General features: G+C 63.2%; 12 protein-coding genes. 2 read left to right on the forward strand and 10 right to left on the reverse strand.

The genetic code is table 11. The annotated features are described in order from the left end of the window. Positions 1–191: 191 nt before the first annotated feature. The 10 genes from ACYU70_RS19245 to ACYU70_RS19290 form a co-directional block, all read right to left on the reverse strand. Positions 192–3,125, reverse strand: a complete 2,934-nt coding sequence (locus tag ACYU70_RS19245) for a beta strand repeat-containing protein (protein WP_342296853.1) — start codon at positions 3,123–3,125, stop codon at positions 192–194. Positions 3,126–3,413: 288 nt separating this feature from the next. Continuing rightward, a complete protein-coding gene (locus tag ACYU70_RS19250; protein ID WP_342296855.1) occupies positions 3,414–5,975 on the reverse strand; it encodes an SBBP repeat-containing protein in 2,562 nt (853 codons plus the stop codon). A gap of 165 nt (positions 5,976–6,140) precedes the next feature. Further along, positions 6,141–7,025: an ATP synthase F1 subunit gamma gene (atpG, locus tag ACYU70_RS19255; protein ID WP_342296857.1), complete on the reverse strand. Its 885-nt coding sequence runs from the start codon at positions 7,023–7,025 to the stop codon at positions 6,141–6,143. 105 nt (positions 7,026–7,130) lie between these two features. After that, positions 7,131–8,714: a F0F1 ATP synthase subunit alpha gene (atpA, locus tag ACYU70_RS19260; RefSeq protein WP_342296859.1), complete on the reverse strand. Its 1,584-nt coding sequence runs from the start codon at positions 8,712–8,714 to the stop codon at positions 7,131–7,133. 85 nt (positions 8,715–8,799) lie between these two features. Beyond that, positions 8,800–9,360: an ATP synthase F1 subunit delta gene (gene atpH / locus ACYU70_RS19265; RefSeq protein ID WP_342296861.1), complete on the reverse strand. Its 561-nt coding sequence runs from the start codon at positions 9,358–9,360 to the stop codon at positions 8,800–8,802. 127 nt (positions 9,361–9,487) lie between these two features. Next, positions 9,488–9,988: a F0F1 ATP synthase subunit B gene (gene atpF / locus ACYU70_RS19270; protein ID WP_342296862.1), complete on the reverse strand. Its 501-nt coding sequence runs from the start codon at positions 9,986–9,988 to the stop codon at positions 9,488–9,490. Between the two features lie 135 nt (positions 9,989–10,123). After that, positions 10,124–10,399 (reverse strand): ATP synthase F0 subunit C, encoded by a 276-nt coding sequence (gene atpE, locus ACYU70_RS19275; RefSeq protein ID WP_168671467.1) that lies wholly within the window; start codon positions 10,397–10,399, stop codon positions 10,124–10,126. Between the two features lie 124 nt (positions 10,400–10,523). Further along, on the reverse strand, positions 10,524–11,588 hold the full coding sequence (gene atpB, locus ACYU70_RS19280; RefSeq protein WP_460616074.1) for a FoF1 ATP synthase subunit a: 1,065 nt from the start codon (positions 11,586–11,588) through the stop codon (positions 10,524–10,526). A 39-nt stretch (positions 11,589–11,627) separates the two neighbouring features. Beyond that, positions 11,628–12,032 (reverse strand): hypothetical protein, encoded by a 405-nt coding sequence (locus ACYU70_RS19285; protein WP_460616075.1) that lies wholly within the window; start codon positions 12,030–12,032, stop codon positions 11,628–11,630. A 27-nt stretch (positions 12,033–12,059) separates the two neighbouring features. Then, positions 12,060–12,293 (reverse strand): AtpZ/AtpI family protein, encoded by a 234-nt coding sequence (locus tag ACYU70_RS19290; RefSeq protein ID WP_460616076.1) that lies wholly within the window; start codon positions 12,291–12,293, stop codon positions 12,060–12,062. A gap of 172 nt (positions 12,294–12,465) precedes the next feature. Here ACYU70_RS19290 and porW point away from each other — a divergent pair, with 172 nt between their 5' ends. Together porW and ACYU70_RS19300 are read left to right on the forward strand one after the other, a co-directional pair. Beyond that, positions 12,466–15,903, forward strand: a complete 3,438-nt coding sequence (gene porW / locus ACYU70_RS19295) for a tetratricopeptide repeat protein (RefSeq protein WP_460616077.1) — start codon at positions 12,466–12,468, stop codon at positions 15,901–15,903. An 85-nt stretch (positions 15,904–15,988) separates the two neighbouring features. Continuing rightward, positions 15,989–18,328: a penicillin-binding protein 1A gene (locus tag ACYU70_RS19300; protein ID WP_460616078.1), complete on the forward strand. Its 2,340-nt coding sequence runs from the start codon at positions 15,989–15,991 to the stop codon at positions 18,326–18,328. Positions 18,329–18,547 lie beyond the last annotated feature (219 nt).

The following is an 18,547-nucleotide window of genomic DNA, read 5'->3' on the forward strand; positions in this document are numbered from 1 at the left end:
CAACCGGCCCGCCTCCAACGGAAGCGGGCCGGTTTCATTGTGTGCGCGGCGGGCAATTGCCCGGCCGGTGGCATCGCGGGGCCGCCCCCACCCCGGAGCGCAACGGGCGGGCGGCTCACCCACCGCGCCCGCCGGTGGGGGCGCTCCGGCAGCAGCCCAAAGGCCCTGCGCCGTAGCGGCGCGGCGGCTCGCTACTCCACCACCAGCACCTGGCTGCTTTGCAAGGCCCCGGCCTGCACCCGCACCCGGTAGCTGCCGGCCGCCAGCCCGGCCAGCGGGATTTCGGTGGTGGTGAGGGCGGCCCCCAGGCGCACCCGCCGCACCAGTACGGGGCGGCCCAGGGCATCCAGCAGGGTGAGCGTGGCCTCGGGCGTGGCGGCCACGGCCGGCAGCCGCACGGTGGCCGAGGCCCGCGCAGGGTTGGGAAACACCTGGAACCCGCCGGGGGCCACCGGGGCCGCCGCCGCCGTGGCGGTGGTCACCGTGAAGCTCACCGCCGCACTGTTGCCGCCGGGCGTGGTCACCATCACCGGGCCGCTCACGGCCCCGGCCGGCACCACCAGGCCGGTGAGCTGGGTGCCCGCCGCGTTCACGGCAAAGCCGGTGCGTACCGTGTTGTTGCTCGTGCCGCTGAAGGTGACGACCGCGCCCGTCAGGCCGGTGCCCGTGAGGGTGAGGGTGCTGCCCACCGCCCCGCTGCCCGGGCTGATGGCCGTGAGGAAGGGCACCGCCGGGCTGCTAAAATAGCCCAGGTTGTTCATCACCTTGCTGCCATCGCCCACCGTCCAGAACCCGCCGCCCACGTAAACGCCGGCAGCCGTGGGGGCCAGCGCCGATACCGAACCCGAGGTGCCGGTGCCCAGGGAGGTCCAGGCCGTGCCGTTCCATTTGGTGACGGCCCCGGCCGCCGTGCCGCCGTAGCCCTGCCCAAAGCCCCGCCCCACGTACACGTTGCCGCTGCCATCCACGGCCAGCCCGAAGGTAGTGGCGATGGGGTCGGGCGGCAACGGCAGCCCGGTCCAGGCCGTGCCATCCCACCGGCCCACCCCGCTCGGGGCCGGCTGGCCACCTACCGCCGTGAAGGTGCCGCTGGCATACAAGGTGCCGTTGGGGGCCACAGCTATGCGCGACACCATGCCGTTGGTACCGGTGCCCAGCGCACTCCAGGCGGTGCCGTTCCACTTGGCTATATTGGTAATGGTGCCCCCACCCGCAGCGGGGAAGGAGAAGGTGCCGCCCACGTACACGTTGCCGCTGGCATCGGCCGCTACTGACGACGCCGCACCGGGCCGGGGGATGCCCGTGCCCACCGCGCTCCAGGCATTGCCATCCCAGCGGGCAATGCCGGCGGCGGGCACGCTTCCGGCCTGCGTGAAGTAGCCGGCCGCGTAAATCGTGCCAGCCCCGTTGGTAGCCAGGCCCGTCACGCTGCTGTTGAGGCCGGCATCCAGGGCACTCCAGGCTATGCCATCCCACTTGGCAATGCGGGTCACGGGCACCCCGCCCGCCACGAAGAAATCGCCGACAGCGTAGAGGTTGCCCAGGCCGTCGAGCGCCAGATGACTCACCCGGGTGTAGGTGTTGGCGCTGAAGCCCAGCCCGGTGCCCAGCGGCTCCCAGGTCGTGCCGTTCCACTTGGCAATGTTCATGGCGGCCACATCGCCGATGGCGGCGAAGCTGCCGGCGGCGTAGAGGTCGCCGTTGGTGTCCAGGGCCAGGGCGAAGATGTCGCCCTTCTGGTTGGTGCCCCCGGCATTCACCAGGCTGCCCAGCCGGCTCCAGCCCGCGCCCGTGGCCGACCAGCGGGCCACGTTGTGCGCCACCAAGCTCCCCGCCATCATGAAGTCACCGCCCGCGTACAAGTCGCCATTGGCCGCTACCGCCAGGGCACTGCCGTACACGGGGATGTTGGTGGCCGGACGGTTGGTAGGCACCGGCCCGCTGAGGCCCGCGTCCAGGGCAGTCCAGGTGGCTCCATCCCAATGCGCAACGGCGTTGGCCGCTGCCGTACCGGCCATGCTGAAGGTGCCGCTGGCATACACGTGGCCACGGGCATCCACCGCCAGGGCATTCACCATCACCGAGCCGCTGGGGTTGGTGATGCCCGTGCCCAGGGCACCCCAGGCCGTGCCGTTCCAGCGGGCCACGCAGTTGGCCGGCGCGCCACCGGCCGCCCCGAAGTTACCCCCCGCGTAGAGGCTGTTGCTGCCGCGGTCGAACGCCAGCGCATACACAATGCCGCTGCCGGTGCTGGTGCCGATGCCCGTGCCCAGGGCACTCCAGGCCGTGCCGTTCCAGCGGGCCACGCGGTTGGCCGTCACGCTGCCCGCCGTGCTAAAAGAACCGCCCGCGTACACGTTGCCGTTACCGTCGGCCGTCAGGGCATACACCATGCCATTGAAGCCGCCGTTGGTGCTGGTCCAAGCCGTGCCGTTCCACCGCGACACGTTGCCGATGCTGAAGCTGGTGTTGAAGCTGCCGCCCGCATACACACTGCCGTTGCTATCTACCGTCAGCGCATCTACCGAGCCGTTGAAGCCGGTGCCCATCGCACTCCAGGCCAAGCCGTCCCACTTGGCTACCCGGCTGGCCGCCACGCCCCCGGCCCGGCTGAAAGAGCCGCCGGCGTAGAGGTTGCCGCTGGCATCAACTGCCAGGGCATACACATAGTCCGAGAAGATGGTCCCGATGCCTGTGCCCAACGCAGCCCAGGCGGTGCCGTCCCATTTCGCCACGTTGGTGGTGGCCACCCCGCCGGCCGTGGCAAAGTAGCCCCCGGCATATAAGGTATTGCCGGCCACCGCCAGCGCATACACCGTGCCATTGATGCCATTCAGGCCAAACCCATCCGACCAGCCCGCATCGCCGGCACCGCGCGTGCCCCGCACCCGGCGGGCCGCCAGCGGCCGGAAGGCTGGGCGGCCATCGGGGGCCGTCCCCACCTCATACCCTTTGGCATCGAACGAGCCCTGCGCCCCCGCCCGCACCGTGCCATCGGGGTTCAGAATGGTGCTGAGCGCCGTCGGTCCCTCCGCCCAGGCCGGCCCCGCCAGCACCACACAAGTCAGTAAAAGCAGCCCCAGGCGGCGGCCAAAGCAAGAAACGAGTAGAACCGTAAGAGACATAGCAACCGGGAAAGGAATGAACACCGGAAGCCGGCGGCTAAAGATATAGCCGCCGGCTTCCAGATAACCAAAGCCCTCGCCACTGCCTTCGGCTTTGTCCCGTGTTAGCTGAAGATTACCGGGTGTCCCCTCTTGCTATCCGAAGCCTTTCAGCCCAGGAGTATGCACGCAACAGAACACCGGTTAGCCAGTTGCCAGCGCCCTGATTTCGAACATCCCGGCCGTGAGGACCGCCGGCCGCAGGCGGCTGCGGGGCCGCTTGTGGACCTTGAGTAGCAGCGGTCCCGGCTATTCCACCATCAGCGCCCGGCTGGCTTGCCGGCCACCGGCCTGCATCAGCAACTGGTAGAGGCCCGGGGCGAGGCCCGCCAGCGGCACCTCGGCCGTGGCTCCGGTGGCGGGCAACGCCAGCTGCTGCGTCCTCACCGGGCGGCCCAGGGCATCCAGCAGGGTGAGGGTGGCGGTGGTGCTGCCCGGCACGGCGGGCAGGCGCACGGTGGCAGTGCCGTGGGCCGGGTTGGGGAATACGCTCGGCCCCGGCAGCGCCGCGGCCGAAAGGGCGGCCAGCGGCGTATTGGAGTAGTAGCCAATGCCCGACATAAACTTGCTGCCGTCGCCCACTGCCGTAAACAAGCCGCCCACGTACAGCCCCGTGCTGATGCTGGCCAGCGCGTACACGCTGCCGTTGGTGCCGGTGCCCAGGGGGCTCCAGGCCGTGCCGTTCCACCGGGCTACGCGGTTGCTGGCCGTGCTGCCGGCATAGGTGAAAAAGCCCCCGGCATTCAGGTTGCCACCGCCATCCAGCACCAGGCTCAGCACCGTGCCATCGGTGCCCGCGCCGAGGGCACTCCAGGCCGTGCCGTTCCAGCGGGCCACGTTGCTGGCGGCGGTGCCGCCGGCCGTGCCAAACACGCCGCCCGCGTACAGGTTGCCGCCACCGTCCACGGCCAGGGTATAAACGGTGGAGTTCATTCCGGTGCCCAGGGCACTCCAGGCCGCGCCGTTCCACTTGGCTACGCGGCTGGCCGCGCTGCCCCCGGCCGTGGTAAAGTCGCCGCCCGCGTACACGTTGCCGCTGCCATCCACGGCCAGCCCCCGCACCACGCCGTTGGTGCCGGTGCCCAGCGCACTCCAGGCCGTGCCGTTCCACTTGGCCACGTTGCCCACCGCCACGCCTCCCGCCGTGGCGAAGGCCCCGCCCGCGTACAGGTTGCCGCTGCCGTCTACTACCAGCGTAGCCGCCGCGCTGTTGATGCCCGTGCCGAGGGCGCTCCAGGCCGTGCCGTTCCACTTGGCCACGCGGTTGGCGGCCACGCTGCCGGCCGTCGTGAAGCTGCCGCTCGCGTACACGTTGCCGCTGCCGTCCACCGCCAGCGCGTTCACAATGTAATTCAAGCCCGCGCCCAGGGCGCTCCAGGTGGTGCCGTTCCAGCGGGCCACGTAGTTGGCGGCCACGCCGCCCGCAGCGGTGAAGGCCCCGCCCACGTACAGGTTGCCGTTGCCATCGGCCGCCAGTGCGTACACGTAGTCGCTGATGCCGTTGCCGGGCGGGTTGCCCAACTGCGCCCAAGTGCTGGTGCTCACGGTCCACTGCGCCACGTTGTTGGCTACGGTGCTGCCGGCCGTGCCAAACACGCCGCCCGCGTACACCGCATTGTTTGCCAGGGCCAGGGCCGAAACGGTGCCGGTGGCGCTCACGCCCGCGCCCAGCCCAGCCCAGGCCGTCCCGTTCCACCGGGCCACGTGGTTGACCACGGCCCCGGCCGAGATGTTGGAGAACAGGCCCCCGGCGTATAGGTTGCCGCTACCGTCCAGGGCCAGCGCATACACGTCGCTCGTGAGCCCCGGCCCCACGGTGCTCCACGCGGAGCCGTTCCACCGGGCAATATTGAAGGCCGTGGCCCCGCCCGCCGTCTGGAACCCGCCGCCGACGTAGAGGTTGCCGCTGCCATCCACGGCCAGCGCTTTCACGGTGCCGTTGGTGCCCGCACCAAGGGCGCTCCAGGCCGAGCCGTTCCACTTGGCTACGCGGCTGGCCGCGCCGCCCCCGGCCGTGGCAAAGTCGCCGCCCGCGTACACGTTGCCGCTGCCGTCCACGGCCAGCGTCCGCACCACCGCGTCCGTGCCGGTGCCCAGCGCGCTCCAGGTCGTGCCGTTCCATTTGGCCACCCGGTTCACAGTCACGTTGTCTATCATCGTGAAGTAGCCGCCCATGTAGAGGTTGCCGCTGCCATCCAGCGCCAGCGCGTACACGTCGCTATTCACAAATGTGCCCGCCCCCAGCGCGCTCCACGTCGTGCCGTTCCACTTGGCCACGTTGGAGGTCGTTATTCCTCCTGCCGAGAAGAAACTGCCGCCCGCGTACACGTTGCCGCTGCCATCCACGGCCAGGGCCCGCACGAAATTGCCGCTGCCGATGCCACTGCCCAGCGCACTCCACACCGAGCCGTTCCACTTGGCCACGTACTTCGCGCTGATGCCGCCGATGGTCGTGAAACTGCCGCCCACGTAAAGATTGGGGCCATACACGGCCAGGGCCAGCACGTCCGCGTTAGCCCCGTAGGCCCCAAACGCGTTCGACCAATTCGCATCGCCCACGCCCGCAACTCCCCGCACCGCCACCGGCCGAAACGCGGGCCGGCCGTCGGGGGCCGTCTCCAGCGCATAGCCGCTGGCATCGAACGAGCCGCGTGTGCCGGCGCGCACCGTGCCGTCCGGGTTCAGCACCTCGCTGAGGGGAGAGCCCACGCCCGCACCCGCCCACGCAGTTTCCGCGCCTCCCAGCAACGAAATCAAGATAACAGTTGCCCAAACCAAGGACTGAAAGCAAGCGCGTAAGAAGTTCTTCATAAGCAAATAAGATGTAGACAATTGATAGCCTTTATCAAAGATACTCTGCGACACCCCTCTTCGCCGCTCATAAATGCGCCCGAAGCAGCCGGCCCTACACCGCACACAAAAAGGCCCGCCTCCTCTCGGAAACGGGCCTTTCTACTTCGTAAAATCGAAACCAGCCTAGCCGGCCGCCAGCGCCTCAGCACCACCCACGATTTCGAGAATCTCGGTCGTGATGGCCGCCTGACGCGTCCGGTTGTAGGTCAGCTTGAGGGCCTTGAGCAGCTCACCGGCGTTGTCGGTAGCTTTGTCCATAGCCGTCATGCGGGCACCGTGCTCCGAAGCGTTACTTTCCAGAACAGCTTTATAAAGCTGAATCTTGATGGACTGCGGAATCAGCGTCTGCACGATTTCCTCTTTCGAAGGCTCGAACAGGTAATCCACGTTCGACTCCACCTTGGCCGTGGCGGGCGCTTCTTCCTGCACCAGCGGCAACAGCTGCTGGGTCCGGATAATCTGCGTGGCCACGTTGCGGAACTCGTTATAAACCATCACCACCTCGTCATAAATGCCGTTGCGGAAACCGTCCATTGCTACCTCAGCAGCAGCCCGCACCGTCTCGAACGAGAGCTTGGCGAAAACGTGCGTGTAGTCGCCCACCGTCTGGCCACGACGGCCGTAGTAGTCGTGCGCCTTCTTGCCAATGGCCATCACCGAGATGTTGGCCGTCGGCAGGTTGGAATAACGCGAAGCAATAGCCGCGTTCACGCCCTTGAACACGTTGGTGTTGAAGGCACCGGCCAGACCACGGTCCGACGTGATGGCAATGACCAGCACCTTGCGCACCTCGCGGGCCACGCCGTAGTCGCTCACGATGTCATCGTCGGCGTTGCGGGTCAGGTTGGTCAGGATGGCATTCAGGCGCTGGGCGTAGGGCCGCATCCGCACGATGTTGTCCTGGGCCCGACGCAGCTTGGCCGCCGCCACCATTTTCATGGCTTTGGTAATCTGCTGCGTGCTGCTCACCGACTGAATGCGGTTACGGACTTCTTTTAAGCTTGCCACTTGTTTTTAATTATGAGTTATGAATTATGAATTATGAGTTGATGCTATGAATTATGAGCGCCCGTTATCCGAACAACTCATAATTCATAACTCATAATTCATAATTTACTTAACTGCGTAGTTCGCCGAAACGTCTTTGGCTACCTCGCGGATGGCCTTCGTGCCAGCGTCCTCCAGCTTGCCGGCTTTCAGGGCCTTCAGCACGTCGGGGTAGCGCGAGTTCATCACCTGGCCGAACTCCTTTTCGAACTCACGCACGCGGTTCACGGGCACGGTGTCGAGCAGGCCGTTAGTGGCGGCGTAGATGATGGCCACCTGGTCCTCCACCTTCACGGGCGAGTACTGGGGCTGCTTCAGGATTTCGAGGTTGCGACGGCCGCGCTCGATGGTGAGCTTGGTCGAGGCGTCGAGGTCGGAGCCGAACTTGGCGAAGGCTTCCAGTTCACGGAACTGGGCCTGGTCGAGTTTCAGCGTACCAGCCACTTTCTTCATCGACTTAATCTGAGCGTTACCACCCACGCGCGATACCGAGATACCCACGTTGATGGCCGGGCGAACACCCGAGTTGAACAGGTTGGTCTCGAGGAAAATCTGGCCGTCCGTAATCGAAATCACGTTGGTCGGGATGTACGCCGATACATCACCAGCCTGCGTCTCAATCAGGGGCAGAGCGGTCAGCGAACCGCCGCCTTTCACCAGATGCTTGATGCTATCCGGCAGGTCGTTCATCTCGCGGGCGATTTCGTCCGAAGCGTTGATTTTAGCGGCCCGCTCCAGCAAACGGCTGTGCAGGTAGAATACGTCGCCGGGGTAAGCCTCGCGGCCCGGAGGACGACGGAGCAGCAGCGACACCTCGCGGTAAGCCACGGCCTGCTTCGACAAGTCATCATAAACCACGAGGGCGGGACGACCCGTGTCGCGGAAGAATTCACCAATAGCAGCACCCGTGAAAGGCGCGTAGAATTGCAGCGGAGCCGGGTCGGAAGCCGAAGCGGCTACTACCACGGTGTAGTCCATCGCGCCGCCCTTAGTGAGGGCCTGCACTACCTGAGCTACCGTAGAAGCTTTCTGGCCGATGGCCACGTAGATGCAGAATACGGGCTTGCCGGCTTCGAAGAATTCGCGCTGGTTGATGATGGTATCGATGGCCACGGCCGACTTGCCGGTCTGACGGTCACCGATAATCAGTTCGCGCTGGCCACGGCCAATCGGAATCATGGCGTCAATCGACTTGATGCCGGTTTGCATCGGCTCGGTCACGGGCTGACGGAAGATTACGCCGGGAGCCTTGCGCTCCAGGGGCATCTCGTACAGCTCGCCAGCGATGGGGCCACGGCCGTCGATGGGCTGGCCCAGCGTGTTTACCACACGGCCCACAATGCCCTCGCCCACTTTGATAGAGGCGATTTTGTTGGTGCGCTTCACCGTGGCGCCTTCCCGGATTTCCGAGTAGTCGCCCAGCATTACGGCACCCACGTTGTCTTCTTCCAGGTTGAGCACGAGGCCTTGCAGACCATTTTCAAACTCAATCAGCTCGCCGGCCTGGGCTTTGCTCAGACCGTAGATGCGGGCCACGCCGTCGCCCACTTGCAATACGGTGCCGACTTCTTCGAGCTCGGCTTCGGACTTGAAATTGGACAGTTGCTGCCGCAGGATTGCGGAGACTTCATCCGGACGTACTTCTGCCATTTTTGGAGGGAATAAGGTATAGGGAACAAGGGATATGGGGCGGGGACGACGGGAGCGTACTCCCCATCCCTACTTCACCTATACCCTACAGTTTTTGTTGGTAAGAATTTTCTTGCAGCGAAGTGCGCAGCTTGCGAAGGCTGGTCCGCACGGAATCGTCAATCTGGTTGTCGCCCACCCGCAGCACGAAGCCGCCGATGAGTTCAGGGTCCACTTTCTCGGTGAGCTGCACCTCGGTAAGACCGGTTTGCTTGGTTACCAGCGCCTGAATCTCAGCACGCGAAGCGGGCGTGAGCGGCGTGGCCGACGTCACCTGAGCCGACTGTACGCCCTGCATCACGTTGTACTGCGCCAGAAACTCCGGCCCAATGCCTTCGATAGCCGACTCGCGGTTTTTCTCGGTGAGGATAGTGAAGAAGCGCAGCGTCATGTCCGACACCTTGCCTTTGAAGATGGCATTCAGAATAGCCAGCTTCTTGTCGTGCTTCACAATCGGGTTGCGCAGCAACAGGCGCAGGTCGCGGCTTTCGGCCATGGTCTTGCTCAGCAGGTCCATGTCCGCTTTCACTGCGCTCAGGGTGCCCATCTCCTTGCCCAAGTCGAGGAGCGACTTGGCGTAGCGGGCCGCTACTCGTTGGTCAGCCATTGGTTGGTTATTGTAGTTGTCATGCTGAGCTTGCGAAGCATCTTATCATGCTCGCATCGCTCGGGTATTTACTAATTCTGACGGTGGCAGCGGTGATAAGATGCTTCCTTCGTCAGCATGACAGAAACTAGTTCAGTTTCACGTCTTTCAGGTAAGAATCGACCAACTGTGTTTGGGCGGCGGGGTCGGCGAGCTCGCGGCGCAGGATGCGCTCGGCGATGTCGAGCGACAGCTTGGCGGCGGTATTTTTCACTTCGGCCAGGGCCGCGTTTTTCTCCTGCTGGATGGCTTCGCGGGCTTGCTGGATGATGGTGTTGGCTTCGGCGGTGGCGCGGGCCTTTTCGGCTTCGCGGTGCTGGTTGGCCATTTGGGTGGCTTCCTGCATCATGCGGTCGCGCTCGAGACGGGCTTCGGTCAGCAACTTTTCGTTGCCGGCTTTGAGCTGCTGCATCTCGATTTTGGCCTGGTCGGCCATGCGCAGCGCACCTTCGATGTTGTCTTCACGCTCCTTGAGGGCGAGCAGAATCGGCTTCCAGGCAAATTTCCCCAGCAGGAACAAGACCAGCAGGAAAATGACCAGTTGCCAGAAAATCAGGCCGAGTTCAGGGGATAAAAAAGCTGGCAGCATTGATATGGTATTTTAAAGAAATGTCGACTAATCAAGTACTCAGATTAGGAGCAGGTAAGCCCGCCGCGCCAACTGCGTATTGCAGCAGCGGGCGGCGGGCTTCCAACTACTTCCGGGCCCGAAGCCCGGCCAGCACTAAACGAGTTTCGTCCAGATAAGCACGCAGACTACGACTGCGAACAGGCCCAGACCTTCAATCAGAGCGGCGGCGATAATCATAGCCGTCTGGATTTTGCCCGAAGCTTCCGGCTGACGGCCGATAGCATCCATGGCGCTGCCGCCGATGCGGCCAATGCCCAGGCCAACGCCCAGAGCTACCAGACCAGCACCGATACCGGCACCCATTACAGCCAGACCAGGACCGTAGTTAGCCGCCATAGCGACAGCTTGCAAAAACAAAGAGAGCAACATAAAAATTGGAAAAAGGGGAAAAAGAAAAAGTTCGTCAGTCCCGCAGCGGGGGGGGGGGGATTGCCACGGTCTGGCCGAAACAGCCAGTTGGTCGGATGGCAGGCATCCGGCCGGTTAAGTCAGATTAGTGGGAAACGTGGGTCGAGGCCGAGCCGTCGTCGTAGCCCATTTGCATGTCAGCATCGTGGTGGTCTTCCACTGCGCCACCGATATACATCGACGTCAGCAGCGTGAAGATGAAGGCCTGCAGAACGGCCACCAGCAGCTCAAGCACGTTGATGAACAGGCCGAAAGCCAGCGTCACCGGGGCTACGGCCCACGATTTGAAGATGAACACCAGGCTGATAAAGCTCAACACCACGATGTGGCCCGCCGTGATGTTGGCGAACAGACGAATCATGAGCGAGAAGGGCTTGGTGAAAATGCCAATCACTTCTACAATAATCATGATGGGCAACAGCGGCTTGGGCACGCCGGGCGTGGCGAAGATGTGGGCCCAGTAGTATTTGTTGCTCGAAGCCAGGGTGATAACCAAGGTCATCAGGGCGAGAACCATGGTCACGGCGATGTTGCCGGAGAGGTTGGCCGCGCCGGGCGTGAGGCCGAGCAGGTTGTTGAACCAGATGAAGAAGAATACGGTGAGCAGGTACGGCATGTAGCGCTCGTACTTGGGGCCGATGTTTTTCTTGGCTACTTCGTCGCGGATGAAGACGATGATGGGCTCGAAGAACGACTGGATGCCCTTGGGAGCGCGGCCGTGGTTCTTGCGGTAGCCGCTGGCGACGGCGGTGAACACGACCAGCATCAAAATAGCACTGCCGATAAGACCGGCAACGTTTTTGGTGATGGAGAAGTCGTAGAGCTTGCTGCCATCGGTGCTCACGAGCTTCTCGTGGTCGAGCTTCAGGCCGTCGTATTCCTTGGCGGGGCCTTCCGATTCGCCGTTGGAAATATGCTTCGATGAGAACACCGAAACCCCCTTGCCGGGACGGTAGGCGATGATGGGCAGGTAGGTGGTGAAGTTGCCGTTGTCGGTAGCCAGCCAATGCCACTCGTGCGAATCGCCGATGTGGTGCAAAATCATTTCACCGGGATTGAAGCCTTCGGCCTTTGCGCCTTCGGCAGCGGGTTCGTTAGCAAAAACGGACAGGGAGACGAAGCAAAGGAGAATCGAGAGTAAACGCTTCATTCAAAGTTAATTAATGACTAATTCCGGGCTAACGCATTATCATTGCGCTACTTGCTTTCCTGAAATCGGCCGCAAGTTACTCAAAGTAGCCCAGATTTCAAACCCGGCCCACGAAAAGTACAGGATGAAGAAGGCCCCGAGGAAGGTCCAGATGCCTCTTGGCTCGCGCGCAATTCCGCCCGCCAGCAGCCACGTAACGAGGCCCAGCGACACCAGCAGCCGCACCGTCATGCCGATGAGGTAGCCCGCGGCCAGGCTGTGCGGGTCGCGAGCCACGAGGCGCGCGGTGAGGCTATAGGCGAAGTAAGTGAGTGCCGCCATGACGGCAAAAATGAGCCCGGTACGCGGGTGCACCACGGACGTGCCGTAGACGCGGTGCAGGGCGTAGATGGGCAGGCCCAGCGCAGCGGTGAAGACAATAAACTGACGCAGGAACTTGGGCATGGATTTTACTAGCGTTGCGACCGCGCCTTACAGCGACTCTTTAGTGAGGCTGCGGATGACTTGGAACACGGCCACGAATACACCGAGCAGCAGCAGGCCGATGGTGAGCCAGGGCTGGGTGTGGAAACGGCCGTCGAGCCAGGTGCCCAGCCAGGCGCTGCCCCCGATGATGGCCAGCATCTGGAAGGCCAGGCCGGAATACTTCATGACGGCCTGCAGGCGGTTGGAGCCGGCGGGCTGAGGGTCGGAGGGAGTGGGCATGGGTGGGATGGGAAAGACGGTTGACAAAGTTACGGCGCGGGCGGGGCTACGTTTGCCCGGGGAAAAACGTAATTTTACCCGTGCGGCTTCGTTATCTGACAGAGCCGTCGAACATTTCCGGCTGCTTTGGGCGTTCCGGCTGCTCCGGGCCGTCCTTTCCCTTGCTTTGATTTTGACACATTATTCGCTGACATATCGCTGGGCCGCGCTGCTCACCTTCCTGCTGGGAGTGGGGGCGGCGGGCTGCGCATCGGACAAAAACCTAGTGGCGCACGCCTTCAACAACGTGGCCGCCCGCGACAACGCCTACTTTCTGGCCCGCGAGAAGCTGCACGCCGCCGAGGACAAGATGTATGCGGCGCGCGTGAACGACTACAACCAGACGCTGCCGCTGTTCCCAACGCTGGACAGTGCCAGCGTGAAGGCCAACCGGGCCGATTTGGTGGACATTATTAAGAAGGCATCGATGCCGATTCAGAACCGGCCGGGCTCGGACTGGACCGATGACGCCTACGTGCTGGTAGGCTGGGCGCGCTTTTATCAGATGCAGTTTGATGACGCGGCCCAGACATTTAAGTATGTAAACTCGACCAGCAAGGACGCCAATGCCAAGCACGAGGCGCTGATTGGGCTGATGCGCACCTTCGTGGCGCAGGGCGAGATGGAAAGTGCCAAAGCCGTATCGGACCTGCTGGATAAGGAAGAGGGCCTGCCGCAGGATGCGCGCCAGCTGTTTCTGACGCGGGCCGACTACTACATCCGCACGGAGGAGCCGGCCAAGGCCATTCCGCAGCTGGAAAAGGCCATTCCGCTGATTGAGTTCAAGAATGAACGGTCGCGCACGCGCTACATTCTGGCGCAGCTGTACCAGGATGCGGGCGAGAACAAGAAGGCGTATGAGCAGTTGGAGCAGATTATCGCCCGCAACCCGCCGTATGAGCTGGACTTTCAGGCCAAGCTGATGTTGCCGCAGGTATCGGACCTGAGCCCGACTGACCGCGTGAAGCTGAACAAGAACTTCGCCGCCCTGCTGAAAGACCCGAAGAACAAGGACTACCGCGACAAAATCTACTATGAGATGGCGCGGCTCAACTACCGCGAAAAGAACTACCCCGAGGCCCTGAAGCTGCTGCGGCAGTCCGTCAAAGCCACGACTACCAACCGGACGCAGAAAAGCTATACATACCTGCTGGCTGGCCGCATTTACTACGAGAATCTGCAGAAGTACCGCCTCGCGGCGGCGTACTACGACAGCACGGTGCAGAACCTGAACAAGGAGGCCAAGACCTACGCCGCCATCAAGGAGCGTAGCGGTATTCTGAAGGATTTTGCCAAGCAGTACACCATCATCGAAACGCAAGACAGCCTGCAGGCCTTGGCCAAGCTGGCCCCCGATGCGCTGAGTCAGCAGCTCAATACCTACGCCGAAGCTGAGCTGGCGGCCAAAAAGGCCGCCGCCGACCGCCTGGCCGCGCAGCAGAAGAAGCAGGCCGCCGCGGCTGAGTTTGCGGGGCGCACCACTTCCAGCAGCAGTGGTTTGGGCAGCAATCTGCCCGGCGGTGCCGGCAACTCCGACCCGATGGCCTTTGACCCCACGGCCGTGGCTTCGGGGGCGCAGTGGTATTTCGACAACCCCGCCACGCTGGGCACGGCCCGCGCCGACTTCATCCGCAAATGGCAGGACCGGCCGTTGCAGGACAACTGGCGCACCATCCGGACGAGCAGTAGCTCGCCCAACACGACTGCCAATGGCAGTGTGCCCCTGTCGATGACCGGGAACGACAACACGCGAGTGAACGGTGGCCGGCCCGATTCGATAGCCACGGCTGCTACTGCCAATCCCGACGCCGCCCGAAATGCCCTGGTGGCGCAGTACCGCGCCGCTATTCCCACCACGCCCGCCCAACTGGCTGCTTCTGATAAGCAGGTGGAAGGCGCGCTGTATGAGTTAGGCGGCATCTACAAGGAGCAGTTGAAGGAGCGCGAAAAGGGCTTCGAAACCTATGAGAAGCAGGTGACCCGCTACGTGCGCGGCGAGCACGCTCCTGATGCCTACTACCTGCTGTATCTCTACTACAAGGACATGCCCGACGCGGCGAAAACCGCGCAGTACGCGGCGGCGCTGCAACGCGAATTCCCTGAGTCACTCTACGCCAAGCTGATTGCCGACCCGTTGTACCGCGAGCACCAGTTGGCCCTGCACAACGCCGTAGCTAGCCGCGTCGATTCGGCCTTCACCTACTACAAAAACCAGGAATTCCGCAAGGCCACGGCCGTATTGGCCCGCACCGAGCAACAATACCCCAAGAGCGACCTCAGCGACCGGGTGGCTTACCTGAAAACGCTGCTCGTGATTCGGACCCAACCGCCGCTCACGGCCCGCTCCTCGGTGGAGAAGTTCTATAAGGACTTCCCCACCAGCCCGCTGGTGCCGCAGGCCCAAGCGCTGGCGGCCACTTATCAGAAGAAAGACGACGGCCAGATTGCCGGCGCACTGGCTTCTACCGAGAAGCCAGTGGTGTCCATCTTCCGCCCCGGCGAAATCGACAACCGGATGCGCATTGTGTACCGGGAGGGCGACAGCCCGGCCAAAGCGCTGGGGCCGACTACTCCGCCGGCTCCGGCCCCCGCGACGCCGGCTCCCACAGCGCCGGCCCCGGATGCGATGCGGGCCCTCCCCCGGCGTTCGGGCGCTGTAGAGGCCAAACCAGAAGCGGAGGCCTCGGCGGGCTCGTTGATGACTCCTTCGAAAGGAACTCCGACTACTGTTGCGGCCAAAAACGCGGCCCCCACGCTCCCGCCGGGTGAGGCACCAGTTGCAACATCGCCGGTTCGCAAGGGCCGGCCTACGCGCAAGCAGCTGGCCGATGAAGCCGCGGCGAAAAAAGCGGCTGCCGCACTAGCTACTTCCGCTACGGGTGCTTTGCCAACGACTGCAGGTAGCAGCCCGACCACTACCGCGCCCGCATCAACGACCTCACCGGTTCCAGTGGCCGCTACGAACGGTTCGCCGGCCGCAACCACGGCGGCCCCAGTCCGCAAAGGCCGGCCAACGCGTAAGCAATTGGCTGATGAGGCTGCCGCAAAAGCCGCCGCTGCCAAAGCCGCAGCAGCAAATGGTGCCACACCCGGCACCACGCCTCCTGTGCCGGGCACCACGCCTCCGACAACTTCCGCTCCGGCTCCGGCCCCGGCAGTAACGCCCACGAATGGAGCCAGCACGGCTTCCTCGGCCCCGGCCACGGCTTATACCACGCAGCTGAATAGTCCGCATGTGGTAGTGCTGGCATTTCCGAAAGACTCGCCCGCTATGGCGGGCCTGGCGGCGCAACTGGCCACGTATAACACCCGTTTCTTCAAGGCCAATAACCTGACGGTGGAATCTGCGCCGCTGGGGGCTGACCAAGAATTGGTGGTAGTGAAAACGCTGCCCTGGGCTAAAGTGGCCCAGAGCTACGCCACCAAGCTGCGCGGGCCGCAGTCGCCGCTGGCCAAGCTGCGCGGTGCGGGTTATCAGACATTAGTTATCAGCCCTGAAAATCTGGCTTTACTCCAAAGCAGCGGCGATTTGGCGGGGTATTTGACCTTCTACCAGCGTGTTTACAAATAGCCGGTTGTCGACCTAAACAGTGCTTCAAAGCCTCCGGCGCGGCCGGAGGCTTTATTTTTGCTGAATAATTCCGTTTTTGATTCCTATGCCCACTTCCTCCCCCGCCCGTCGTCCCAAGCCCATGCCCCTGAAACCGGCCCGTTCGGGGCGTTTCACGGCGTTTGTGCGCACAATGTGGCTGCTGTTTGGCGTGGGCGTGGTGGGCCTGGGCCTGTTCGTGCTGGCCGTGAGCGGCAACTTCCTGAATCTGTTCGGGCGAATGCCCAACCTCAAGAGCCTCGAAAACCCACGCTCGGAGCTAGCCTCTGAGATTTATTCGGCCGATGGCGTGCTGCTAGGCAAATACTTCCGCGAAAACCGCACTCCCGTCGATTTCAAGGACCTGCCCCAGAATTTGATTGATGCCCTCATCGCCACCGAGGACGTACGCTTCGAGCAGCACTCGGGCATCGATGCCAAGAGCGTGATGCGGGCCGTGACCGGCGTGCTCACCTTCTCGCATAACGGCGGCGGCTCCACGCTCACGCAGCAGGTGGCCAAGGTGCTGTTCCGCACCCGGGGCGACCTCAACGACGGCACCCTGAACGGCACTGGCAAGCTCGGCCTGCTCATCACCAAAACCAAGGAATGGATTCTGGCCATCCGGCTGGAGCGCAACTACACCAAGCGCGAAATCATCCGGATGTACTTCAACACTGTGGAGTACGGCTCCAACGCCTTCGGCATCAACACCGCGGCCAAGACCTTCTTTAATAAAGCCCCTAAAAATCTGAGCACGCCCGAGGCCGCCACCCTCGTGGGCATCGTGAACGCGCCGGGCCGTTTCAGCCCCGTGCTGCACCCCGACCGCTCGCGCAAGCGCCGCAACTGGGTGCTGCGCCAGATGGCCAAATCGAACTACATCACCGATGCGGAGCTGGCCCAAGACACCGCCAAGCGCATCGTGCTGCACTACTCCGTGGAGAATCCCAGCAAGGGCTTGGCCCCCTATTTCCGGGCCGAGGTGGTGAAGTCACTGCTGAGCTGGGCCAAGGAAACCGACCACGACCTGTATGCTGATGGGTTGAAAATCTACACCACCATCGACTCGCGGATGCAGGAGTACGCCGAGAAGTCGCTGGCCGAGCACATGACGCTTCAGCAAAAGTGGTTTTCGGCCCACTGGAAGGGCCAGCTGCCTTGGCGCGATGAGAACGGCAAGGTCATCCCCAACTTCCTCGTCAATTCCATGCGCCGCACCCAGCGCTACAAGTCACTGATGGCCCAGTACGACGGCAACCGCGACTCGGTGAACTACTACCTGCACCGGAAATACAAGATGCCGGTGTTCACTTGGCAGGGCGAAAAGGAGATGCTGATGTCGCCCTACGACTCGCTCGAATACTACAAGCGCTACCTCCAGGCCGGCTTCATGGCCATGAACCCCCTCAACGGCCAGGTAAAAGCCTGGGTGGGCGGCCCCAACTACAAGTTCTTCAAGTTCGACCACGTGCGCCAGGGCAAACGCCAGCCCGGCTCCACGTTCAAGCCCATCGTGTACGCCGCCGCCATCGACCAGGGCTATTCACCCTGCTACCCGCGCCCCGACGTGGCCACCACCTTCCCCGCCGTGGCCGGCCGCGCCGCCTACACGCCCCACAACTTCGAGGGCAACTTCTCGGGCCGCACCTTCACCCTGCGCCAGGCCCTGGCCCGCTCCATGAACTCCATCACGGCCTGGCTCGTGATGAAGCTCGGCCCCGAAACCATCGCCACCTACGCCAAGCGCCTCGGCATCACCTCCCCCGTCGATGCCGTGCCCTCGATGGGCTTCGGCACCTCCGATTGCAGCATTTATGAGCTGTGCGGCGTGTACTCCACTTTCGTGAACAAGGGCGTGCACACCGAGCCCATCATGGTTACCCGCATCGAGGACAAAAACGGCAACGTGCTGCGCGAATTCGTGCCCCAGACCAAGGAAGTGCTGAGCGAGGAAACTGCCTTCATCATGACCAATATGCTGCAGGCCAGCACCACAGAGCCCGGCGGCACCAGCACCATCCTGCACACCGGATTCAAGTTTCCGTATGAAATCGGGGCCAAAACCGGTACCACCAGCAACTATTCCGATGCCTGGTTCATGGGCATCACCCCCGACCTGGTGTGCGGCATGTGGGTGGGCGGCGAAGACCGTAGCATCCACTTCCGCACCGGCACCTACGGCCAGGGCGCCCGCGAGGCCCTGCCACTCTACGGCCTCTTCATGCAGAAGGTGTACAAGGACAAAGGCATCGGCATCAATACCGGCCCCTTCCCCAAGCCCGCCGCCCCGCTCAGCATCGAAATCGACTGCTCGCGCTACTACGGCGGCCAGCGCGACACCATCCCCGCCGACCAGAAGATGCAGGTGCCCGATGCCGGCGATTTGGACGACAAGGACATCTAGTAGCAGTCCGACCAAAACCAGTTGCCCTCCGAGGGCAGTGAGTTGCCTAGCAAGCGAAACTCACTGCCCTCGGAGGGCAACTGGTTTTGGTCAAAGCCGAACTAGTTTCGCTTTTCGGGCAACTAGTTCGGTTCGGAAGGCAACTGGTTCGGTTCCGAGGACAACTAGTTTAGGCCAGACCCAAACTGGTTCGGTTCCGGAGGCAACTAGTTGTCCTCG

It is taken from the genome of Hymenobacter segetis (assembly GCF_054776495.1).

Bases quoted from the DNA above. Each gene is read 5' to 3' on its own strand.
- atpH (WP_342296861.1), bottom strand. From the start codon at position 9,360: ATGGCTGACCAACGAGTAGCGGCCCGCTACGCCAAGTCGCTCCTCGAC.
- ACYU70_RS19300 (WP_460616078.1), top strand. From the start codon at position 15,989: ATGCCCACTTCCTCCCCCGCCCGTCGTCCCAAGCCCATGCCCCTGAAA.
- ACYU70_RS19250 (WP_342296855.1), bottom strand. From the start codon at position 5,975: ATGAAGAACTTCTTACGCGCTTGCTTTCAGTCCTTGGTTTGGGCAACT.
- atpE (WP_168671467.1), bottom strand. From the start codon at position 10,399: ATGTTGCTCTCTTTGTTTTTGCAAGCTGTCGCTATGGCGGCTAACTAC.
- ACYU70_RS19290 (WP_460616076.1), bottom strand. From the start codon at position 12,293: ATGCCCACTCCCTCCGACCCTCAGCCCGCCGGCTCCAACCGCCTGCAG.
- ACYU70_RS19285 (WP_460616075.1), bottom strand. From the start codon at position 12,032: ATGCCCAAGTTCCTGCGTCAGTTTATTGTCTTCACCGCTGCGCTGGGC.
- atpA (WP_342296859.1), bottom strand. From the start codon at position 8,714: ATGGCAGAAGTACGTCCGGATGAAGTCTCCGCAATCCTGCGGCAGCAA.
- atpB (WP_460616074.1), bottom strand. From the start codon at position 11,588: ATGAAGCGTTTACTCTCGATTCTCCTTTGCTTCGTCTCCCTGTCCGTT.
- ACYU70_RS19245 (WP_342296853.1), bottom strand. From the start codon at position 3,125: ATGTCTCTTACGGTTCTACTCGTTTCTTGCTTTGGCCGCCGCCTGGGG.
- atpF (WP_342296862.1), bottom strand. From the start codon at position 9,988: ATGCTGCCAGCTTTTTTATCCCCTGAACTCGGCCTGATTTTCTGGCAA.